The organism is Acidithiobacillus albertensis, assembly GCF_001931655.1.
In the GTDB taxonomy this organism is placed as follows: domain Bacteria; phylum Pseudomonadota; class Gammaproteobacteria; order Acidithiobacillales; family Acidithiobacillaceae; genus Acidithiobacillus; species Acidithiobacillus thiooxidans.
This window is the reverse complement of the sequence record NZ_MOAD01000001.1, coordinates 290,308-309,166: the sequence shown is the minus strand read 5'-3', so window position 1 is coordinate 309,166 and position 18,859 is coordinate 290,308. Positions and strand designations below refer to the sequence as shown.

The 18,859-nt window shown below is 54.9% G+C and carries 21 protein-coding genes; 6 read left to right on the top strand and 15 right to left on the bottom strand.

Annotation, left to right across the window (positions count from 1 at the left end):
* Positions 1–7 precede the first annotated feature (7 nt).
* The gene (locus BLW97_RS01560) at positions 8–301 is read left to right on the top strand and encodes a zinc ribbon domain-containing protein (RefSeq protein WP_010641309.1); all 294 of its coding nucleotides are present in this window, start codon (positions 8–10) and stop codon (positions 299–301) included.
* A 60-nt stretch (positions 302–361) separates the two neighbouring features.
* On the opposite strand, the gene BLW97_RS01555 is transcribed toward BLW97_RS01560, so the two are convergent.
* From BLW97_RS01555 to bioF, 11 genes are all read right to left on the bottom strand, one after another.
* Complete coding sequence (locus BLW97_RS01555; RefSeq protein WP_010641307.1) at positions 362–730, bottom strand: hypothetical protein; 369 nt, start codon at positions 728–730, stop codon at positions 362–364.
* 63 nt (positions 731–793) lie between these two features.
* Positions 794–1,810 (bottom strand): CDP-6-deoxy-delta-3,4-glucoseen reductase, encoded by a 1,017-nt coding sequence (locus tag BLW97_RS01550; protein ID WP_075322111.1) that lies wholly within the window; start codon positions 1,808–1,810, stop codon positions 794–796.
* A 75-nt stretch (positions 1,811–1,885) separates the two neighbouring features.
* Positions 1,886–2,491 (bottom strand): ribonuclease T, encoded by a 606-nt coding sequence (gene rnt, locus BLW97_RS01545; RefSeq protein WP_010641303.1) that lies wholly within the window; start codon positions 2,489–2,491, stop codon positions 1,886–1,888.
* Between the two features lie 5 nt (positions 2,492–2,496).
* Positions 2,497–3,276, bottom strand: coding sequence for an ABC transporter permease (locus BLW97_RS01540; protein ID WP_075322110.1), 780 nt, complete (start codon positions 3,274–3,276; stop codon positions 2,497–2,499).
* Positions 3,277–3,297: 21 nt separating this feature from the next.
* Positions 3,298–3,987 carry an arginyltransferase gene (locus BLW97_RS01535; protein ID WP_242947647.1) on the bottom strand — a complete coding sequence of 230 codons (690 nt, stop codon included), beginning with the start codon at positions 3,985–3,987 and terminating at the stop codon, positions 3,298–3,300.
* Positions 3,988–3,995: 8 nt separating this feature from the next.
* Positions 3,996–4,721, bottom strand: a complete 726-nt coding sequence (aat, locus tag BLW97_RS01530; RefSeq protein WP_075322108.1) for a leucyl/phenylalanyl-tRNA--protein transferase — start codon at positions 4,719–4,721, stop codon at positions 3,996–3,998.
* A gap of 53 nt (positions 4,722–4,774) precedes the next feature.
* Entirely contained in the window at positions 4,775–5,671 is an 897-nt protein-coding gene (htpX, locus tag BLW97_RS01525; protein WP_075322107.1) for a protease HtpX, read from the bottom strand.
* Between the two features lie 117 nt (positions 5,672–5,788).
* On the bottom strand, positions 5,789–6,493 hold the full coding sequence (gene bioD, locus BLW97_RS01520; protein WP_024893367.1) for a dethiobiotin synthase: 705 nt from the start codon (positions 6,491–6,493) through the stop codon (positions 5,789–5,791).
* Entirely contained in the window at positions 6,490–7,374 is an 885-nt protein-coding gene (gene bioC, locus BLW97_RS01515) for a malonyl-ACP O-methyltransferase BioC (protein ID WP_075322106.1), read from the bottom strand. The genes bioD and bioC overlap by 4 nt, the downstream gene beginning before the upstream one ends.
* Complete coding sequence (locus BLW97_RS01510; RefSeq protein WP_075322105.1) at positions 7,371–8,132, bottom strand: alpha/beta fold hydrolase; 762 nt, start codon at positions 8,130–8,132, stop codon at positions 7,371–7,373. The genes bioC and BLW97_RS01510 overlap by 4 nt, the downstream gene beginning before the upstream one ends.
* Positions 8,129–9,298, bottom strand: coding sequence for an 8-amino-7-oxononanoate synthase (bioF, locus tag BLW97_RS01505; RefSeq protein WP_010641288.1), 1,170 nt, complete (start codon positions 9,296–9,298; stop codon positions 8,129–8,131). The genes BLW97_RS01510 and bioF overlap by 4 nt, the downstream gene beginning before the upstream one ends.
* A gap of 102 nt (positions 9,299–9,400) precedes the next feature.
* On the opposite strand from bioF, the gene BLW97_RS01500 reads away from it, so the two are divergent.
* From BLW97_RS01500 to BLW97_RS01480, 5 genes are all read left to right on the top strand, one after another.
* Positions 9,401–10,132 carry a ComF family protein gene (locus BLW97_RS01500; protein WP_075323533.1) on the top strand — a complete coding sequence of 244 codons (732 nt, stop codon included), beginning with the start codon at positions 9,401–9,403 and terminating at the stop codon, positions 10,130–10,132.
* Positions 10,125–10,601 carry a tRNA (uridine(34)/cytosine(34)/5-carboxymethylaminomethyluridine(34)-2'-O)-methyltransferase TrmL gene (trmL, locus tag BLW97_RS01495; protein WP_010641284.1) on the top strand — a complete coding sequence of 159 codons (477 nt, stop codon included), beginning with the start codon at positions 10,125–10,127 and terminating at the stop codon, positions 10,599–10,601. Before BLW97_RS01500 ends, trmL begins: the two co-directional genes overlap by 8 nt.
* Positions 10,598–11,701 (top strand): AbrB family transcriptional regulator, encoded by a 1,104-nt coding sequence (locus tag BLW97_RS01490; RefSeq protein ID WP_158025102.1) that lies wholly within the window; start codon positions 10,598–10,600, stop codon positions 11,699–11,701. The genes trmL and BLW97_RS01490 overlap by 4 nt, the downstream gene beginning before the upstream one ends.
* Before the next feature lie 92 nt (positions 11,702–11,793).
* On the top strand, positions 11,794–13,902 hold the full coding sequence (ovoA, locus tag BLW97_RS01485; protein ID WP_075322104.1) for a 5-histidylcysteine sulfoxide synthase: 2,109 nt from the start codon (positions 11,794–11,796) through the stop codon (positions 13,900–13,902).
* Positions 13,899–15,101, top strand: a complete 1,203-nt coding sequence (locus BLW97_RS01480; RefSeq protein WP_075322103.1) for a MalY/PatB family protein — start codon at positions 13,899–13,901, stop codon at positions 15,099–15,101. The genes ovoA and BLW97_RS01480 overlap by 4 nt, the downstream gene beginning before the upstream one ends.
* On the opposite strand, the gene waaA is transcribed toward BLW97_RS01480, so the two are convergent.
* Genes waaA through BLW97_RS01460 form a run of 4 tightly spaced genes read right to left on the bottom strand, consistent with a single transcriptional unit; the run spans position 15,098 to position 18,859 of the window.
* The gene (gene waaA / locus BLW97_RS01475; protein WP_075322102.1) at positions 15,098–16,354 is read right to left on the bottom strand and encodes a lipid IV(A) 3-deoxy-D-manno-octulosonic acid transferase; all 1,257 of its coding nucleotides are present in this window, start codon (positions 16,352–16,354) and stop codon (positions 15,098–15,100) included. The genes BLW97_RS01480 and waaA overlap by 4 nt on opposite strands.
* On the bottom strand, positions 16,351–17,031 hold the full coding sequence (locus BLW97_RS01470) for a protein-tyrosine phosphatase family protein (protein ID WP_024893357.1): 681 nt from the start codon (positions 17,029–17,031) through the stop codon (positions 16,351–16,353). Before BLW97_RS01470 ends, waaA begins: the two co-directional genes overlap by 4 nt.
* Positions 17,028–18,089 (bottom strand): lipopolysaccharide heptosyltransferase I, encoded by a 1,062-nt coding sequence (gene waaC / locus BLW97_RS01465; protein WP_031569536.1) that lies wholly within the window; start codon positions 18,087–18,089, stop codon positions 17,028–17,030. Before waaC ends, BLW97_RS01470 begins: the two co-directional genes overlap by 4 nt.
* Positions 18,086–18,859: a glycosyltransferase family 2 protein gene (locus BLW97_RS01460; protein WP_010641271.1), complete on the bottom strand. Its 774-nt coding sequence runs from the start codon at positions 18,857–18,859 to the stop codon at positions 18,086–18,088. Before BLW97_RS01460 ends, waaC begins: the two co-directional genes overlap by 4 nt.

Sequence of the window (18,859 nt, the reverse complement as noted above, 5' to 3'; positions counted from 1 at the left end):
TTTGCTTATGAAAAAATGGTTACGCCAACTGGAAATCGAAAAAAACCGCTGCCAAAGTTGTGGTATGCCTTTACAGTTTGATCCGCAAGGCGGTGGCACGGAAAGCGATGGCAGCCACAGTCGGGATTACTGCAGTTACTGCTATGCAGATGGCACGTTCAAGGACCCCCAATTAACCCTGGAAGCCATGCAACAGCGAGTAAGGCAATTGCTGCGCAAAAGACAGGCCCCTTGGTATATCCGTGCCTATATGGCCCATCGGGTGCCCATGTTAAAGCGTTGGCGCAGTTGCAAACGCTAATGCCCGACGTAAAAAAGCCCCCGAACTCAGTAATTCGGGGGGGCTTTTAACTACATGAAATTAGAGCGCGCTGCGCGGACGCCGTCCACGACGTGGCTTTAGTTCCTGCATCAATGCATTTCCATGAGAATCCAGTTCCTGCAATGCATGATGGTTATCGCCTACCCGATCCCGTACTTCGGCAATAGCTGCCAGAATCTGGGTAGGTTCCCAATCAGGTACCAGACGGGAAATGCGATCCATCAAAGAACGCCGCTGTGCTTCACGTTCGCGTTTGGCACGCGGATTTTCCTGCAAAGACTTTTTCTGCTGCTCAATTTTGGCCAATTGCTCGCGCAGGCGCAATTCCGTTTGACGTTGCTTCTCTTCCAAATCAGCAAGGCGCTCTTCGGCACTACGACGATGACGTTTTTTTGTTTGAGATTCCATACCCGCTCACTCCTGAAAAAATAAGTTGAAATTTTGGCTAAAGTCGCCAATAAAATTATTATGTCAGCTTGTTTTTGCTTTGGCAAATACAAATGCGTCTGCGAATATATGTTCTGAATCCAATCCTGCCTGAGCTAAAGCCGCAGATAAAGAAAAAACCATATCCGGATGGCCGCAAATATAAGCATCAAAAGCACTGGCATCAGGAAAATCTTTAATCACCTGCTCTGTTACATATCCCGTAGGGCCCGACCACCGGCTATCCGGTTGTGAGACAATTTTGGTCAGATTAAAATGGTTATGGAGCGACTGCCATTCCTGTAACAGATCTTCATAATAAAAATCTTCAGAATGACGCACCCCCCAATAAAAGTGTATTGGCCGTATTGATCCGTGAGCAAAAAGTGATTCAAGCATCCCCTTGAGCGGCGCAAAGCCTGTCCCTGTAGCCACCATCAATAACGGTCGGGTTGATTCCTGGCGTACAAAAAAAGTGCCCAAAGGTCCCTCAAATCGCACAATATCCTTTTCTTTCATTGCTGAAAAAACGTGCCCGGTGAACGTACCACCCTCTACTTTCTTGATATGTAATTCCAGCAAAGCGTCATCATTGGGGGTATTCGCCAGCGAGAAACCCCGACGCCCGCCATCCTTCAGAAGAAGGTCTATATACTGGCCGGGGAGGAACTGCAGGCGCTCTGTACTGGGTATTTTGAGGAACAGTGCGCGCACGTCTGGAGCCACGTCCTCTATTTTAGCCACCCGTGCCGGCAGGGTTTTAATCTGAATATCCTTGGCTGCACCAATTTCGCGTACTTCAATTTTCAGATCAGATAGGGGCATAGCCTGGCAAAACAGGGCCAAACCGTCCATTTTTTCTGCCTCACTGAGCACTTTTTCTTCAATATCCCCATAATCTACCGTGCCACTTAAAATACGCCCCTTACAGGTTGCACAAGTACCATTGCGACAGCTGTAGGGAATATTAAAGCCATGACGCAGTGCCGACTCGAGTATGGTTTCATCACTATCGCAATCCATCTCGTGACCGCTGGGTTCAATTGTCAGACGATAAGGCATGTTTTGCCCCTCTTAAAATGGTAGATGCAGATATTCTAACAGAAGCACCGGATGTTGACTGCTGTTGCAACCACTTCAGGGATATTCCCGATTCAGGTCAAAACCATTCACTATCTTGCAAAATAGTTCAGCCGTCTGGCGCGCATCATATAACGCTGAATGTGCCTGCTCATGATCCCAGGATAAACCTGCCGCCAGTGCCGCTTTGGCCAGTACCGTTTCACCATAAGCGAGACCCGCCAGACTGACGGTGTCAAAAGTACTGAACAGATGAAATGGATTGTTTTTCACTCCGGAACGTTTTTCTGCTGCCTTGATAAAAGACAAATCAAAGGCGGCATTGTGACCTACCAGAATCGCCCGCCGGCACTGTGCAGCCTTTACCGCCGTACGAATGGCGCGAAAAATGTTGCGCAGTGCTTCTTCTTCGGAAACCGCTCCGCGCAATGGCTGAAAAGGATCAATTCCGGTAAAAGCCAGCGCCGCAGGATCAAGCACCGCGCCCGTAAAGGGCATGACGTGAAAGTGATGGCTGGCTACCGGTTTCAGCTGTCCCACTTCTCCACCGATAATGACCGCCGCCACCTCCAGCAGAGCATTACGCTCAGGGTCAAAACCCGCCGTCTCCACATCCACCACTACGGGCAAAAAACCACGAAAACGTCCAGCCAGTGCGGCCATATCAATTATCCTTCGGTACGCTGCGAAAAGGTCAGGGCGTAAGGTGCCGCCAACAAGACCGCCGTAGAAACACTCAAGGTGACTGAGGCGGTCAGCATCAGCATCACCACCAACTGCATGGAAACCGCTGCAAGCGGCGCCATGCCCGCCAGAATCATGCCCGCTGTAATACCTGGAATATGAATCATGCCGACACTTTTCAGGCTATCAATGGTAGGAATCAGCGAACTGCGCACCACAATGCCGTAGAGACTGCGCATGGCCTGACGATGTCCGGCACCCAGCGCCAGCATCGCCAGCAACATATCCTCGCGCTGATCAATTTCACTGCGCAAACGATTCAACGCCAGAGATACGGCATTCATGGCATTGCCAATAATCATCCCGCCAATGGGCACCAGAGACTCGCCGCGCCAGAATACCAAACCCGAGAACAGCATCCAGGTCAGCGTGACTGTTGCAGCAAGGCCTATACTACCAACACCAATCCAGTAGGCGTGGGGGATACCGGCGCCCCGTTTGCGATTGAAGCGACCGGCCATCAGAATCATCAGGACGAGAAACGCCAGCAGCAACCAGGGTTGATGCTGGCGAAACAGCCAGCCCAGCACAAAACCCATGATTCCCAGTTGCACCGTCGCGCGCGCAGCAGACCAGAGCAGGTCCTTGCCGACCCCCAATTTCTGCCATGCCGACAGGGCCCAGGCACTGCCCAGAAGTCCCAGTACGCCGGTCAGGGCCCAGGGTGAAAAGGTACGGAATATATCCGGTGCGGCATTATGCATAGATGCGATTTTCTATCTGGATTAACGATGGATGGAAAGCGGTCGCCATGCACCGGCGACAAAACCTTCCAGGGGCGAAAAACGCCTTTTATAATCCATTTTTGGACTTTCTGCGACCCAATAACCCAGATACAGGTAGGGAAATCCCTGGCTGCGGGCCCATTCGATCTGACTCAAAATCGCAAAAATACCCAGGCCGCGCTTCACCAGGTCGGTTCGGTAAAATGTATAAACTGCCGACAACCCGCGACCTACCTGATCAACCAGAGCTACGGCCAAGGGCTCATCATCCATTTCAAAAATCAGCAGCCGCGAATCCACGGGGCTGGTATCTGCCATCATTTCTGCATACAGACGCTCAGCCTCTTGGTCCATGCCACCATGCGGATGACGCAAACGCTGATAATCGGCAAACAGGCGGGCATGTTGCGCATTCCGGTATGGTCGTGCCACACGCAGACTGAGATCCTGATTCCGTGCCCAGGTGCGTTTTTGCCCCCTGTCCGGCTGAAACTGATCCACCGGGATACGCACGGAAATACATGCATCACATTGCGGGCACATAGGCCGGTACGCGACGGGACCGTTGCGTCGAAAGCCATTCTGCAACAGTTGATCGTATTCCCCACGCTCCAGGACTGCGCGTGGATCACTCAACACCAGCAGTTCTTCCTGTTCCGGCAGATAGGGACAGGTTTGCAAGGTCGACATGTAAAAACTCATCGCCAAAAAATGTGCTCCCAGGGCAGGAACTCCTGCCACGCCCCTTGAGTTGCCTGGGCTTTCAATCTGGTCAAAAGCTGCAAAAATTCAGCACGTGGAATTTCAGATGCACCCATACTTTGCAGGTGTGGGGTCAAAAATTGGGTATCAATCAGACCAAAACCCCAATGCGTCAAATGTCGGGCCAACCAGACCAAAGCTATTTTTGAGGCATCGGGAACCCGACTGAACATGGATTCCCCGAAGAAAACCGCTCCCGACTCGACACCATACAATCCACCGACCCTCTGGCCATGTTGAAAAATTTCTACACAGTGGGCCATCCCCGCAGCAAAGAGATCCAGATAGGCATTACGCATCTCGGCAGTTATCCAGGTCCCGCCCTGACCTGAACGCGGGGCCGCACACTCATCCATAACAGCAGCGAAATCCTGATCGAGAACCACCTGCCAGGACGCGACCTTGGCATTTTTCAGCAAACTGCGACTGATATGAATGGCACGGGGTTCAAGCACCCCGCGTGGATCAGGGGACCACCACAAGATAGGGTCTTCTTCTCCGAACCAGGGAAATATTCCCTGAGCATAGGCTTGGAGAATACGTTTCCGGGATAAGTCCCCACCAACGGCAATCAGGTTACTGTCGGCTTGTTCCGGATCCGGAAAAATGACGGAGGCATTTTGACTGCTGAGGAGAACCGGTTTTACCCGTTCAGGACGCAATGCTGTCCACTCCCAAATTCAGGTGCATCTAAAATCACTCCCCAGCCAGAATACTAAGGGTAACTATACCCTTTTTGCAGAGCCTGCAAAGCCGCAACCCGTGCCTCAAGACTGGGGTGGGTGGCAAACAGCCCATGCCAGCTTCCCGAAATATAGGCGGTAGCCATGGGATCACGGACCGCATCATGCTCGACGTGCATGGCTGTAGCCCGCTGATGCAGCTTCTGCAAGGCAGAAATCATCGCCCCAGCGCCGACCTGCTCTGCGGCAAAACGATCTGCTGCAAACTCCCGGCGGCGCGAAAACCAGGTGATGGGAATCAGTGCCAAAAACGACAAGGCAACCTGCAGGAACATGGAAACCGCAAAAGCAATCATCGGGCGATCATCAAATTGCCGGGCCGCCAACATCGACAACCAGAATACAAAAGTATTCATTAACCCCTGAAGCAACGTCGTGCTGACCATATCGCCATTGTAAACATGACCCATTTCATGGGCCAGCACCGCTCGAACTTCATTATCATTGAGCAGATTCACGAGCCCGCTGCTGACCGCCACCATGCTGTGGTTACGCCCCGGCCCCGTAGCAAAGGCATTAGGATCATCACTCCAGTAAACCCAGACTTCCGGCATCCGGATGCCCAAACGCGTAGACAACTGTGCCACGGCATCGTAAATCAGCCGCTCCTTGGCGGACTGAGGTTGCTCGATGCGTTGCATCTGCATACCTGCCCGCGCCAGCTGCTTGGACATCAGCAGGGAAATAAAAGCGCCCCCAAAACCAATGACCAGCGCCCAGAGTAAATCTGTCACACTGACTACCCCGCGCAGATCTACGCCAAAAGCGGGTAAAACCACATTCACCAGGACCGAAAAAGTAATGGAAAGGGTGATAAAAATAAGTAAATTGGTACCCACCAACAAGGCTATGCTCTTGAATGATTTCATGACATTCACGCTCCATCAGAATATCTACGTTTCACTGTCACGGCTTCCGCTGTAATACCCGCCGCGCCGTGACCAACTGCCCTCTATTTTTTTATGGCAGACGTTTGAATCCTAACATCAATCCCAACACGCCGGAAGAGACAGATACTGACTCCTGCAGACACTGGATGCTTCTGCCTGAAAGGGGATTTCTCCCAGGCAGGGGCTGGGCATTAGTCGCTGCAAAGTTTCCAGGGTTCCCGGAGCGAGATCGGGTTGAAGATGATTAGCCACCCAGCCCGCCATCGGCAAAGCACGGGCAAGAATAGCCTCGGCACTAAGCAGGGCATGGTTGATGGCTCCCAGGCGCAGACCTACGACCAAGAGCACCGGAAATTGCAAACCAAGGGCCAGGTCAGCAAAACTCCAATTATCACCCAGCGGGACCAGAAAACCGCCCGCTCCCTCTACCAGTACGGCATCCATATCTGCTGACTGCTGTTCAATAAAGCGCTGAATCTTGTGCCGGTCCAGGGTCAGGCCGGCTTGTGCTGCCGCCCAATGCGGAGCGATGGGCGGATCCAAAGCATAAAGGCAGGTTTGTTCAAAAGAGCGTGAGGGCGTTGACGCGGTGCGCAGAATTTCCACGTCACTCCACTGCCCATTGGCTTCCACACCGGAAACCACCGGCTTTAAGGCTGCGACCCGGCCCATTTCACGTGCACAGCGTTGCGCCAGAGCAGCTGTCACCGCCGTCTTGCCCACACCTGTATCCGTCCCGGTGACAAAAAGACTCCGGAGCGGCTGCGCTGGCGGATTTTCCAATGTTTCTGACGGATTCATTTTATGTGCCTCCGCATTTGCGGATAGGGCAGGGTAACTGCGCCATCTTCGCGAATCTCGGGGCGCGGGCCACTGCTCCAGGCATGCCCGTAAACCACCTCATAGGTGGCTGGCAAATACCCATCTTTACGAAACTGTTCATAAGCATCGCGCAGGATCTGCAGGCGACGAGGCGTCAACAGGCCGCGTGGGCGATTGACCGAGGCATTGGTCGCACCAATGCTGCGCAAATCGCGCAAAAGATCCTCCAGCGCTGCGTAAGTCAATTGAAAATGTTCGACATCCAGCACCGGCATTTCATAACCCTGGCGGACCAGGGCATCGCCAATATCGTGCATATCCATAAATGGTATGACATGGGGTTGATCATCCAGTCTGGCAAAAGACTGGCGCAACTCGCTGAGGGTATCCGGACCCAGGGTACTGAACATCAACAGCCCCCCGGGACGCAGGACCCGGGCAAATTCGCGCAGCACCCGATCCAGATCATTACACCATTGGATGGACATGTTGGCGAAAAGCAGGTCCATGGATCCTGTCGCCAGCGGCAGATGTTCGGCATCCCCCTGACAAAAGTACTGGCGTTGCCGCCAGCTCTTGCGCAGTCGCGCCTGCTGGAGCATGCCGACGGCCAAATCCACCGCCAGCAACCGTGCCTTGGGATAACGACGATTCAGGCGCCGACTTTGCAGGCCGGTGCCACTGCCCAGATCCAGAATCCATTGTGGTTCCAGCTTGACCAGGTCCAGTCGTTCGATGAGTTGCTGGCCTACCTGGTCCTGAAGAACAGCACTGGCCTCATAGGAGCTGGCAGCCTGGTCAAAAGCGCGGCGGATCGCGCGCTTTTCCAGCTGATAATCTGCTGGCGTCGATGGATTCATGCCCAGACCTCCAAAAGAGCATCCCGGCAGGCTTGCGGCTGCGATAAAAAGGGCGCATGCCCTGCCTTTTCCAGCACATGCAGATGGCTGCCGGGAAGATGTTGCTGCAGGTAAAAACTGGCTTCCGGAGGCACAATGCGGTCCTGCGCACCATGAATCAGCTGAACCGGCATGGACAAGCTATCCAACCGATCGCGTAAATCTACTTCGTGGAGAAGAGTCAACCCATCAGCCAGACAGACGGGATCAGGCGACGGCCAGTTGCTCATACCCTCCAGCGCCCGTCGTCCTTGTGGATCACCCAAAACCTGCAGGGCTAAAAACCTTTTGCGGGTTCCCTGGGGATCACTGTGCAGGCGCTGGCCAAAATCTTCCAGGGTTGCGGCAGGAATCCCTGCCGTCCAGTCTGGACGCTGGCGGAAACTCGGCGAACTCGCCATCAGTACCAACCCTTTCAACGAGGCGGGCTGCGTCAGACCCAGTCCGAGGGCGAGCAGCCCACCCAGAGACCAACCCAACAAAATCGGCGCCTCTACTTCACGATCCAGCATGTCCGTCAACTGTTCCAGAACATAAGCCCATTGCATGCCATCCGCCGTACAGGGGCTGCGGCCATGACCGGGCAAATCGTAGGAAATGCAGGTAAAATGCTTTTCCAGAAAAGGGCGCCAACCCGCAAAAACCCGGCTTTCCATGCCCCAGCCGTGGAGCAACAGCAAGGCTGGCCCTTGACCCGTCTGTTCCCGATACCAACTCATAAAATCTCCCGAAGGGCGGTCACCAACTGCGTGAGGTCTTCGCGATGATGCGCAGCACTGAGGGTGATCCGCAAACGGGCGCTGCCCTTAGGCACGGTCGGGGGGCGCACTGCCGGGCAGTACAGTCCGGCCTCGCGCAATCTGGCAGCCGCCTGCACAGCCGCCGTTGCCTCTCCCAGTACCAGCCCCTGAATGGGCGTTGTGCTGGGCAGCCAGGGCGCATCGGGAAGCTGGGCATGCAGCCAGTCCTGATGCTCTACCAGGCAGGCACGACGGGACTCCCCGCCGCGCAACAACTGCAAAGAGACCCGCGCTGCCGCCGCCAGTGCCGCAGGCATGGCCGTATGATAAATAAAACTCCGTGCCCGGTTACGCAGCAGGTCAATCAGATCCTGACTGCCTGCCACAAAGGCTCCATAGACGCCAAAGGCCTTGCCGAGCGTCCCCATGATGACATCCACAGAGTGCGTATCCAGTTGATAGTGCGCGAGGGTTCCTCGCCCCTCTGCGCCCAACACGCCCAAGGCGTGGGCTTCATCGAGAATGATTCTGGCCTGATACCGGCGGGCAAGAGTTACGATTTCAGGCAGGGGGGCGAGATCACCGTCCATACTGAATACACCATCGGTGATGATCCACGCCTGCCCCGAAGTACCGCGCTCCAGCAGCTGCTGCAAATGCGCCATATCGCCGTGCCGGTAACGCTGCAGACGCGCCCCGGACAGACGCACACCATCCACCAGAGAGGCATGATTGAGACGATCGGCATAAACCCGGTCCTGACGGCCGACCAGGGCGGAAATAATTCCCAGATTGGCCAGATAACCACTCCCGAAAAGCAGCACGGCTTCCACACCCAACCAGCGTGCCAAATCTGCCGCCAGAGCCTGATGGGCCGGACGCTCACCGCCCAGCAGGGGGGCTGCGCCGGCGCCCACCCCACTGCGTTCCATTTCGGCAATGGCTGCCTGTCGTAACGCGGGCTCCCTGCTCAGACCCAGATAGTCGTTACTGGCAAAAGAAAGGAGTAAGCGACCTTCCGCATCCACAAACAGTGGACGATCGGCGTCCGGGTCCGGTTGTAGAGACTGCAACTCCCGCCATAGTCCCTGCCGACGAATATCCGCAAGCTGCGTACTCCAGGTATTTTCTGCTGTATCAGGCATAGCTTCTTATAAGGACGGGTATCTACCTTGTCAATGTCAGCCCGAAGCGCCAGAATCCATAAACTGCAGCCTCCCACTTTCGCAAAAGGTGTACGGATTCCCTTGCCCCGCTTCTCCCTGCAACAGCTTTCTCAAAGCAGGCGAAAACTCACTCAGTGGCTTTTCCCGGAACATTGCCGCGCCTGTGGCGTGCCCGGTACTGCCCTCTGCGAGGCCTGCGCCCGGGATTGGCCACGCCTGCCGGAAAACCGTTGCAGTTATTGTGCATTGCCGCTCCTGGCCAACGGTGACTGCCCGGTATGTTCTGTAGAAGCGCCCCAGTACGACCATGTCTACACGCCTTTTGTGTATGCTGAACCCCTCAATGCTGCCATTCTCGCCTGGAAATTCCACCAGCGTCTGGACTGGACCCGCGCCTTGGCGACGACCTGGGCAGACAGTTGGGGCACGCAGCCACCTTCGCATCCCGCATGCTTGCTACCCGTGCCTCTGCACCCCAAACGACTGCGCGAGCGCGGCTACAATCAGGCGCTGTTGCTGGCCCGCTATTGGGGAAAGCGCTGGCGTATTCCGGTAAAAGCTGGCGTGTTACGACGCTGTCGGAATACTCGTCACCAGACCGGACTGAGCGCGGCCGCCCGGCGTGAGAATCTGGATTCTGCCTTCACCCTGCGGGGCAAATTGCCCGACCATGTGGCCATTATCGATGATGTGATGACGACGGGAACAACAGCGGGGCAAATTGCCGAGTTATTGAAAAGTGTGGGTGTGCAGCGTATTGATGTCTGGGTTCTGGCCCGCGCCCTGCGCGAAACGGTCCCTGCCCATGCCTGAAACTTTTTTGCACGTCATCCTTTATGAGCCGGAAATCCCGCCCAATACCGGCAATGTTATCCGGCTCTGCGCCAACACCGGCGCGCGCCTGCATCTGGTGGAGCCCTTGGGTTTTGCCTGGGATGATCGTCGTCTGCGCCGTGCGGGACTGGATTATCATGAATTTGCCGAGGTGCTGCGGCATCCGGATTGGCAACATTGCCTGAATGCGCTGCATGGAGCACGAATTTTTGCATTCAGCACCAAAGGAAAAAACCTGTATCAGCAGGTGGCTTTTGAGGAAGGCGATGCCCTGCTGTTCGGACCGGAAACCCGTGGCCTGCCCACGCCGATCCTGGAGAGCCTCCCCACCCAGCAGGTACTCCGTTTACCCATGCGTCCGGGACAGCGTAGCCTGAATCTTTCCAATGCCTGTGCTGTGGGTGTATTTGAAGCATGGCGACAATTGGGATTCAAGGGCGGCACTTGAAAGGCAAACCTGGAGAGCACAGGTTACTCGCGCAACTTTCGGGTGCCGTTTCCGGCATAACGGGGCGGTGGATATTGCTTGTTGCGGGCAGTGTCCTGCTGAGCGTTTTATTCCGCTCCTGGCAGATTCCCGCCGCAGCCCTGTTTGCCGGTGTTGTTACTGGAATCGCCGTCAACAGTCTCGGGAATCTGACTTATCCCCGTCATTTTTCCCGAGCCGGACAAGCCATACTGGGCATGGCTATTGGTTTGATGTTTACGACTGCTGCGCTGGAGGCCATTTCCGCCCATCTGCTACCCATATTGCTGGTAACAGCTGGCACCCTGATTTTGAGCTTGGCTTCTGGTTTGCTCTTCAGCCGCTGGACGCAGATCAAAGCCAGTACCGGTCTGCTGTCCATGACTGCAGGAGGGGCGGCAGGGATTACCGCTATTGCCCAGGAATTCGAGGCCGATGTAGGACTGGTGGCGATCATGCAATACCTGCGCGCCATTCTAGTCATGATCAGCCTGCCTCTGGTGGTTCTCTTTGTTTTTCATGATTACAGCGCAAATACGGCGACTTTGGCGGGCGCGCATTTACCCGCATCCTGGGCAGGAAGTCTCCTGTTGCTGCTGCCCGGTGCCCCTTTCGGTATCTGGTTGGCCCGAAAAATCCATATCACTGCGCCCTATTTGTTGGGGCCTTTGCTGCTCACTCTCCTGCTGACCTTGCTTCACGTCAATCCAACCCGGGCGCTTCCTGGTCCGCTTCTGGAAGCTGCCTATTTGCTGATTGGCTGGCAAGCCGGGCTGCAATTGTCCATAAGCCGCCTTCGTCTGCACTTACGCCTGATTCCCCGTGCTTTGCTCATTATTCTCGTTCTGAACCTGTGCTGCGCCCTGCTCGGTGTTCTCCTGGCGCATCTGGTCGGCGTCAGTGATCTGGATGGTTATCTGGCGACCGCACCCGGTGCCCTGTATGCAGCGGTTGCCGTCAGCATGGCAGCTCACGGTAATGTCCTTTTTGTCCTCGGTGCCCACCTCATTCGCTTGTTGATGATGCTGCTGATCATGCCGCCGCTGGCGCGCAAATTGCTCGACCCTGCGCGCAACACCTGAGCCTGCTTGCAGGCCCTTCCCAAGCATCCGACCGGACGGTATCTTGTGTTAGACTAGGGATGACAAACAGAAATGACTTAAAAGGAGCAATCATGGCGCGTACACGCATTACTCCACTTCGTCTGGACGGTGAGAATGCTGAACAAAAACGGGAAGAAATTCGCAGGGTTTTCCATGAAACCTTCTCCTTGTATGAATCCTTGTTTGATCACTTGCAGGACTCTGCTGCCTGGGTGGAAAAAGCTATTCCTCTGCGGCATCCCCTGATTTTTTACTTCGGGCATACCGCTACTTTTTATGTGAACAAATTGCAATTTGCGGGACTGATTGAAGCCCGTCTCGACCCGCATCTGGAATCGGTATTTGCCGTCGGCGTTGATGAAATGTCCTGGGATGATCTGGACGAAACCCATTACGACTGGCCTACCCCTGAAGCCGTCCGCCTTTATCGCCAGGAGGTACGGAAAATGGTGGATAGACTCATTTCGGAGTTACCCCTGACTCTCCCAATTACCTGGGATTCACCCTGGTGGGTCATCCTGATGGGTATTGAACACGAAAACATTCATCTGGAAACCAGCTCGGTCCTGATGCGCCAATTGCCACTTTCCCGGGTCAGCCCGGTAGCCGCCTTTGCACCCTGGGATCAGGCCGGTACGGCCCCACAAAATGCTCTGCTGCCCGTACCCGGTGGCCTGGTCAAGCTGGGCAAGGCAAAAGATGACCGCCAATATGGCTGGGACAACGAGTACGGGAACCATCAACATGAACTGCAGCCTTTTACTGCCGCAAAATTTCTGGTCAGTAATCAGGAGTTTCTTGCCTTTGTCGAAGACGGTGGTTACCACAATCCCGACTGGTGGGATGAAGAAGGCGATGGCTGGCGGCGCTTCAGTCGCGCTGAACATCCGCCATTTTGGGTGCCCGATGTTGAAGGATGGCGCTTGCGTCTGATCGCCGCAGAGCGGCCCATGCCCTGGAACTGGCCGGTTGAAGTGAACACTCTGGAGGCAGCGGCTTTTTGTCGCTGGAAATCGACCCAAACTGGTGAAAACCTGCGTCTTCCCAGTGAGGACGAGTGGCGCCATCTGCGCAATCTCAGTGTTTTGAGTGACAGCGATGGCTGGGAAGATAAGGTCCCCGCCAATATTGGCTTGAGTGCCGGCTGCTCTCCCTGTCCGGTGGATGCATTTCCTCAGGGCGATTTTTACGATTTGATGGGCAACGTCTGGGAGTGGACCAGCACACCGATTTATCCTTTTCCAGGCTTTGAAGTCCATCCGGTGTACGACGATTTTACGGTGCCGACTTTTGATCAGCAGCATAATCTGATGAAAGGGGGATCATTTATCAGCCTGGGTAACGAAATGCAGAAGGAAGCACGTTATGCCTTCCGCCGGCATTTTTTTCAGCATGCCGGATTCCGTTATGTCACCTCAACCAACACCGTTCCTGAAGTACCCATTTATGAAAGCGACGCGTTAGTCTCCCAGTATGCGGAATTTCACTATGGACGCAGCTATTATGAAGTACCTAACTTTGCGGCTGCGGTCGCTGAACTGGCGCTTCGAGCCATGGCGGGTAAACCTTTGCGCCGGGCCTTGGATATTGGCTGCGCGGTGGGGCGGAGCAGCTTTGAAATGGCAAAACACTGCCCGGATGTGACTGGACTGGATTTCTCGGCGCGCTTCATCAGTGTCGGTGTACAACTTCGTGAGCGCGGACATTTTTCCTACACCCTGGTTGAAGAAGGGGACTTGCGGAGTTATCAGAGCATCGATCTGGCGGCCTTGGGTCTGCGGGAAACTGCGGACCATGTCCATTTTTTCCAGGCCGACGCCTGCAATCTCAAGCCATTGTATCGGGACTATGATCTGGTGGTCGCAGCCAATCTCATTGATCGCCTGCATCATCCCCGCAAATTTCTGGAGGATATTCGGCAGCGCATTGTACCGGGCGGCATCCTGCTCATCACCTCACCTTACACCTGGCTGGAAGAATATACCGCACGCAGTGAATGGCTCGGTGGCTATAAAAGAGATGGCGAAAATCTCACTACCCTGGCGGCCCTGAAAGAAATTCTGTCGCCCCATTTCCGGCTTCGGGAAGAAAGCCCGCTGGATATTCCCTTTGTCATCCGCGAAACCGCACGCAAATATCAGCACAGTATCGCGCAAGCTACCCTCTGGGAACGCCTATGAAAAATCATGATGATCTGGTCTCGCCATTTGATGCCGTTATTCCGCGTATGGGCACCGGTTCCGTAAAATGGGATGAAGCCGCGAATCGCTTCGGCGGCGAGGTTTTGCCCATGTGGGTTGCCGATATGGATTTTGCTGTTCCCGACCCTATCATCCAGGACTTGCGCAAGCGTCTGGAGCACCCGATTTTTGGATATCCCAGTGACGGGCCGGTCATGTTACGTGCAGCCGACGAATGGATGGCTGCACGTCATGGCTGGCGCCCGGAACCCGGCGCGACAGGAAGCATCAGCGGAGTGGTACCGGCCTTATTTGCAGCCGTGCGGGCATTTACTCAACCTGGCGACACCGTCATGGTTATGCCGCCCATCTATCCTCCCTTTATGAACGCCGTGCGGAAAAATGGTCGGGAGCTGCTCCTCGTGCCCTTACAAAAGGAAAAGGATCTTACTTACCATATCGACTGGCAGGCTCTGGAAAAGGCCTTAAGCCGATCTCGTCTGCTGTTGTTCTGTTCGCCGCACAACCCGGTGGGACGGGTCTGGACGGAAGAAGAACTTCAGCGTCTGGCCCGGCTTTGTAAGGCGGCCGACTGCTTGGTTGTCAGCGATGAAATTCACGCCGACCTCAGTTATGCGCAACACACGCCCTTTGCAAAGCTTGCAGCCCGGTCTGTATTACTGAGTTCGGCGGGCAAGAGTTTCAACATTGCCGGCATTGGCGGCGGAATTGCCATTATTCCGGATAACGAATTACGCCAGACTTTTCGGGATGAACTGTATCGCAGCCAGATTCATCAGACTAATGCCTGCGCCCTGACGGCCATGACCAGTGCCTGGCAGCAGGGTGCAGAATGGCAGACGGCGTTGCGGGAATACCTGTTTGCCAATGCACAATTCATTCAGGAATTCCTGCGCCGGGAACTGGCGGAAGTCGGTTACCGCATTCCGGAATTCGGTTATCTGGCCTGGCTCGATGTGGCGGCTTATGGCGACGACGATCACATTCAGAAAAGCCTGCTCAAGGCCGGACTCGGGCTCAATCTTGGACCCAGTTTCGGGCCGGGCGGAGAGGGTTTTGTACGTCTGAATTTTGCAGCACCCCGCAGGGTCCTGGAGGAAGGATTATTGCGTTTGCGGAGCGCTCTGTGGCGCGGACCAAAGTCGCTGCAAAGCCTCTCGGTCCGCTGCCAGCTCTAGGACAAATCCAGTTCTTCCAGAAGCTGCATGACCTTTTCCAGAGAACCGCGCTGCTTTTGGACAAGGGCCAAAGCTCTTTTTCCCTGTTCCTGGGCATCCTCGGGTTGGCGCAGCCAGTGCTCCAACCGGGCCTCCAGGGCTTCAGCATCATCAGCCTGAACGGCAGCTTCAGCAGTCAGCATATCCCGCGCAATACTCCGAAAATTTTCCATGTGTGGACCAAAAATAATGGGGCAGGACAATACCGCCGCCTCTAACGGATTATGTCCACCCACAGGGACAAAGCTGCCGCCGACCGTCACCAGATCCGCTGCTGCATAAAAATCCATCACTTCTCCCAAGGTATCGACCAGCAAGACGTTTTTACTTTCAACTTCAACATCCCGGGAGCGCAGCGCAAACCCTATCCCGGCCGCTTGCAGCTCCGCCTCTATGGCATCGCATCGGCTGGGATGCCGGGGAATCAGCACCAGCAAAAGGTGGGGCCAATGCACGCGTAAATGTTCGAGTACCGCTATTGCTATTTTTTCCTCACCAGCATGGGTGGAGGCAAACACCCAAACCTGCCGGGTTGCCAGATGTTGCCGCCAGATGCGTCCCTTTTCCAGGGCATCCACAGGTTCAGGAAGATCGTACTTGATATTTTCGATGACCAGGACCCGGGAAGCGCCCAGACTCTTGAAAGCCTCGGCATCCTCGGGACTTTGTGCCGCCACCGCCGTCATGGAGGCCAGCGCCGGGCGAAACAAACCCGAAAAACGTCCATATCCCCGCAGCGAACGCGGCGACAAGCGCGCATTGATCAATAATAGCGGGATGGAAAACCGGGCCGTCCAATAGCATAAATTCGGCCAGATTTCCGTTTCCATAATCAGACAAAGGCGGGGCTGCTGACGCTTCAAAAACCGTCTTACAGCTACCGAAGTGTCATAGGGCATGTAGTGTTGGCGCACTGCCGAACCCAGACGCTGAGCGACGATGGCAGCACCCGTTGGGGTTGTGCTGGTCAGCAGAATCGGAAGATTCGGATAGCGAGTTTGCAGGGCGTGCACCAGCGGGATGGCGGCAATGGCTTCTCCGACACTCACCGCATGAATCCATAGGGGGCGATCCTGATGCATTTCTCCCCAGCCGAAGCGTTCCCGCCATCTTTCCCGGTAAGGCGGACGACGCCAGCCGCGCCATAAGGTGAAAAGCAACAGGAACGGACTGAAAAGGCCAAGTAATCCGGCGTAAATACGGCGATTCATCATTCGCGACGCAGCAGACGATCGGTCAGCCAATCCAGACGATACCAGGGGCGGAAACTCTTCAGTAGCGCATCACGGTCATAATCGCGCTCTACCCACTGGCGCAGGGTCAGTCCCGGTTCATTGCCAAGAGCCAGTCGGTAACTCGCGAAAAACCAGTCAAGAATCCCGGTATTGGCATGACGGATATGACCAAAGGGCCATAAGCGCAACTGCTTTTGGGCTTCCGCAATGGGCTGCTGCAAGACCAGATGCATGTACAGGACACTCATGAACCCGGCCCGATCTGCCCCCGATTTGCAGTGCAACAAAAAAGGCTTAGGGAGCTCTGTCAATAAATCCATGGCCGCCAGCAAACGCTCTTTTTCGGGTAAATCCCGGGAACCGAAACCATGCAGAACAATATGCTGCATTCCGGTAGCGTCACAAATTTCCTGTTCCAGACGGTAATGGGGTTCCCGAGGCGCTGGGGCCCGCAGGTTCAGCACCGCCCGGAGAGCATGGCGCTTATGCCAGAGCCGCAACTGCCTGGGCGAAGGTTGTGCCGAACGAAATACACCCGGTGCCATTTCATGGAAATTGGCATAAAACCATTCCCGAAAGATGCCGTGATCGCTCCAGAATTGATGGCGACGATAGCGACGACGCTCTTCCGGCAAAAGCCTGAGGGACGGATTCATGAAGCGGACGACTCCAGCAGGGAAGATAAAGCGGCCCAGACCTGATCAGGCTCCAGCGCCTCCTGACAAAGTATCCGGCCATTTTGCGCCTCGGGCAACGGACAGCGGGCTTTGCCGCAGGGGGCGCAGGATTGTGGACTTTGGAGATTGATCTGTTGCTCACCTCCATGGGCTAACTGTTCTACAGATGTAGGTCCATACAGAGTTACTCCAGCCAGCCCCAGAGCACTGCCCAGATAAGACAGTCCAGTATCCATGCCGACAAAAGCCTGCGCTTTGCTCATGATGATTGCTAGAGTTTCCAGATTCAGACGGGGCAGCGCTATAACATTATCAGCACCCGCCTGTATGCTAGCCACCCGCAGGCGCTCGCGTTCGTCCGCTGCGGGTAGCAATAAATTCAAGCCCTTTACGCACAGATGAGAAGCCAGTGTCCTCCAGTGCCGTTCCGGCCATTCCTTGGTTTTCCATGCGGCAGAAGTTGCATGAAAGCCCATGACAAAAGGCTTTCTTACCCATTGCAGCAACGGATCAGCCAACGACTGATCCTGCCATTGCCTACGAAGAGGGGCTAAAGCAAAGTCCGGTGGCGTATCCGGAAGCGGATATTGCAACGCCGCCGCGAACAACTGACGATTGCGGGCAATGGCAGGACTGGACCAGGGAACCGTAAAGCGCTGTTGATACAAGCGGGAAGCCCCAGGCTCTCTGGCACTGTCCGCTGCCAGTCCCGAAACCGGAGCACCCGCCAACCGGGCCAGCAATGCACTTTTATAGAGTCCCTGACTATCCAGCACCGCATCATAGTGCTTCGCAAGCAGGGTGTTGCGGAGCTGGCGCAGTTCGGCAGGAAAAGTGAGTGGTGTTTGTTTCAGAGCTCGCAGAGAAAAAGGCATGGCATTTTTGACGTTCGGATGCCAGGCAACAACCGGAGCGAAAGCAGGCTCCACCAGCCAGTCCACTTCCACATCAGGACAATGCACCGCCAAATCGGACATGGCCGGCAAAGTATGGAGCACATCCCCCAAAGAGCTGAGGCGCAGCAGCAGCAACTTCACGAATTTTCCTTGTCCTGCAACTGCATTTCACGGGCAATAGCATATTTCATGAAGGCACCCAAGGCTGTGGTCCAGGCAATGGCGGCCCCATCGACGCCGTCGAGAATGCCTAGGCGCAAGAAATAAGCCCTGAAAAAAGCCCAAAATGCATGAGTCATAGGCATGTACGCACGTGAGATCCGCCGTTTTTGCAGAACTTGTTCGGCATTAAGAATGGCGTACCGGCGCATTTTATCCAGTAGTTCAGCATAATTTGCGTAGGAATAATGCAGCAAACAAATGTCGGGCAAAATATCACTGGGAGCACTGCTATGCCAGGCTTCATGCACCAAGCTGTTATCATAATGTCCCAAGCGGCGATCAAATAAGCGCAATACCCGATCATGAGCCCAGTCACCGTGGCAAATTTGCCTGCCATGGAATACACTGCGACGTCGCAGAAAATAGGATCCCACCGCTGAAGTGCAGGAGAGCACATTACTAATGGCTTGAATTCCCGCATCGGTAAGAATTTCATCTGCATCAAGCATTAATATCCATTCATGGCGGGCAGAATCAACAGCTAACTGTCGTTGTGCCGAGAACCCCTGCCAAGCATGAGAAATAATTCTGACATCATGGGCTTTGGCGATACTTAAGGTTTGATCTCTGGAGCCGCAGTCCACCATCACAATTTCTGCAGCGATTGTCTTTACCTTCTCCAAAGAACTGTTCAGATGTCTCTCGGCATTCAGGGTAATATAAACGACGGAAAGAGGCAGACTGGACAT

Bases quoted from the DNA above. Each gene is read 5' to 3' on its own strand.
- waaA (WP_075322102.1), bottom strand. From the start codon at position 16,354: ATGATGAATCGCCGTATTTACGCCGGATTACTTGGCCTTTTCAGTCCG.
- BLW97_RS01550 (WP_075322111.1), bottom strand. From the start codon at position 1,810: ATGCCTTATCGTCTGACAATTGAACCCAGCGGTCACGAGATGGATTGC.
- BLW97_RS01510 (WP_075322105.1), bottom strand. From the start codon at position 8,132: ATGAGTTGGTATCGGGAACAGACGGGTCAAGGGCCAGCCTTGCTGTTG.
- bioC (WP_075322106.1), bottom strand. From the start codon at position 7,374: ATGAATCCATCGACGCCAGCAGATTATCAGCTGGAAAAGCGCGCGATC.
- BLW97_RS01480 (WP_075322103.1), top strand. From the start codon at position 13,899: ATGAAAAATCATGATGATCTGGTCTCGCCATTTGATGCCGTTATTCCG.
- bioF (WP_010641288.1), bottom strand. From the start codon at position 9,298: ATGCCTGATACAGCAGAAAATACCTGGAGTACGCAGCTTGCGGATATT.
- BLW97_RS01540 (WP_075322110.1), bottom strand. From the start codon at position 3,276: ATGCATAATGCCGCACCGGATATATTCCGTACCTTTTCACCCTGGGCC.
- trmL (WP_010641284.1), top strand. From the start codon at position 10,125: ATGCCTGAAACTTTTTTGCACGTCATCCTTTATGAGCCGGAAATCCCG.
- BLW97_RS01460 (WP_010641271.1), bottom strand. From the start codon at position 18,859: ATGTCCAGTCTGCCTCTTTCCGTCGTTTATATTACCCTGAATGCCGAG.
- rnt (WP_010641303.1), bottom strand. From the start codon at position 2,491: ATGGCCGCACTGGCTGGACGTTTTCGTGGTTTTTTGCCCGTAGTGGTG.
- htpX (WP_075322107.1), bottom strand. From the start codon at position 5,671: ATGAAATCATTCAAGAGCATAGCCTTGTTGGTGGGTACCAATTTACTT.
- BLW97_RS01535 (WP_242947647.1), bottom strand. From the start codon at position 3,987: ATGTCGACCTTGCAAACCTGTCCCTATCTGCCGGAACAGGAAGAACTG.
- BLW97_RS01555 (WP_010641307.1), bottom strand. From the start codon at position 730: ATGGAATCTCAAACAAAAAAACGTCATCGTCGTAGTGCCGAAGAGCGC.
- BLW97_RS01560 (WP_010641309.1), top strand. From the start codon at position 8: ATGAAAAAATGGTTACGCCAACTGGAAATCGAAAAAAACCGCTGCCAA.
- BLW97_RS01470 (WP_024893357.1), bottom strand. From the start codon at position 17,031: ATGAATCCGTCCCTCAGGCTTTTGCCGGAAGAGCGTCGTCGCTATCGT.
- bioD (WP_024893367.1), bottom strand. From the start codon at position 6,493: ATGAATCCGTCAGAAACATTGGAAAATCCGCCAGCGCAGCCGCTCCGG.
- ovoA (WP_075322104.1), top strand. From the start codon at position 11,794: ATGGCGCGTACACGCATTACTCCACTTCGTCTGGACGGTGAGAATGCT.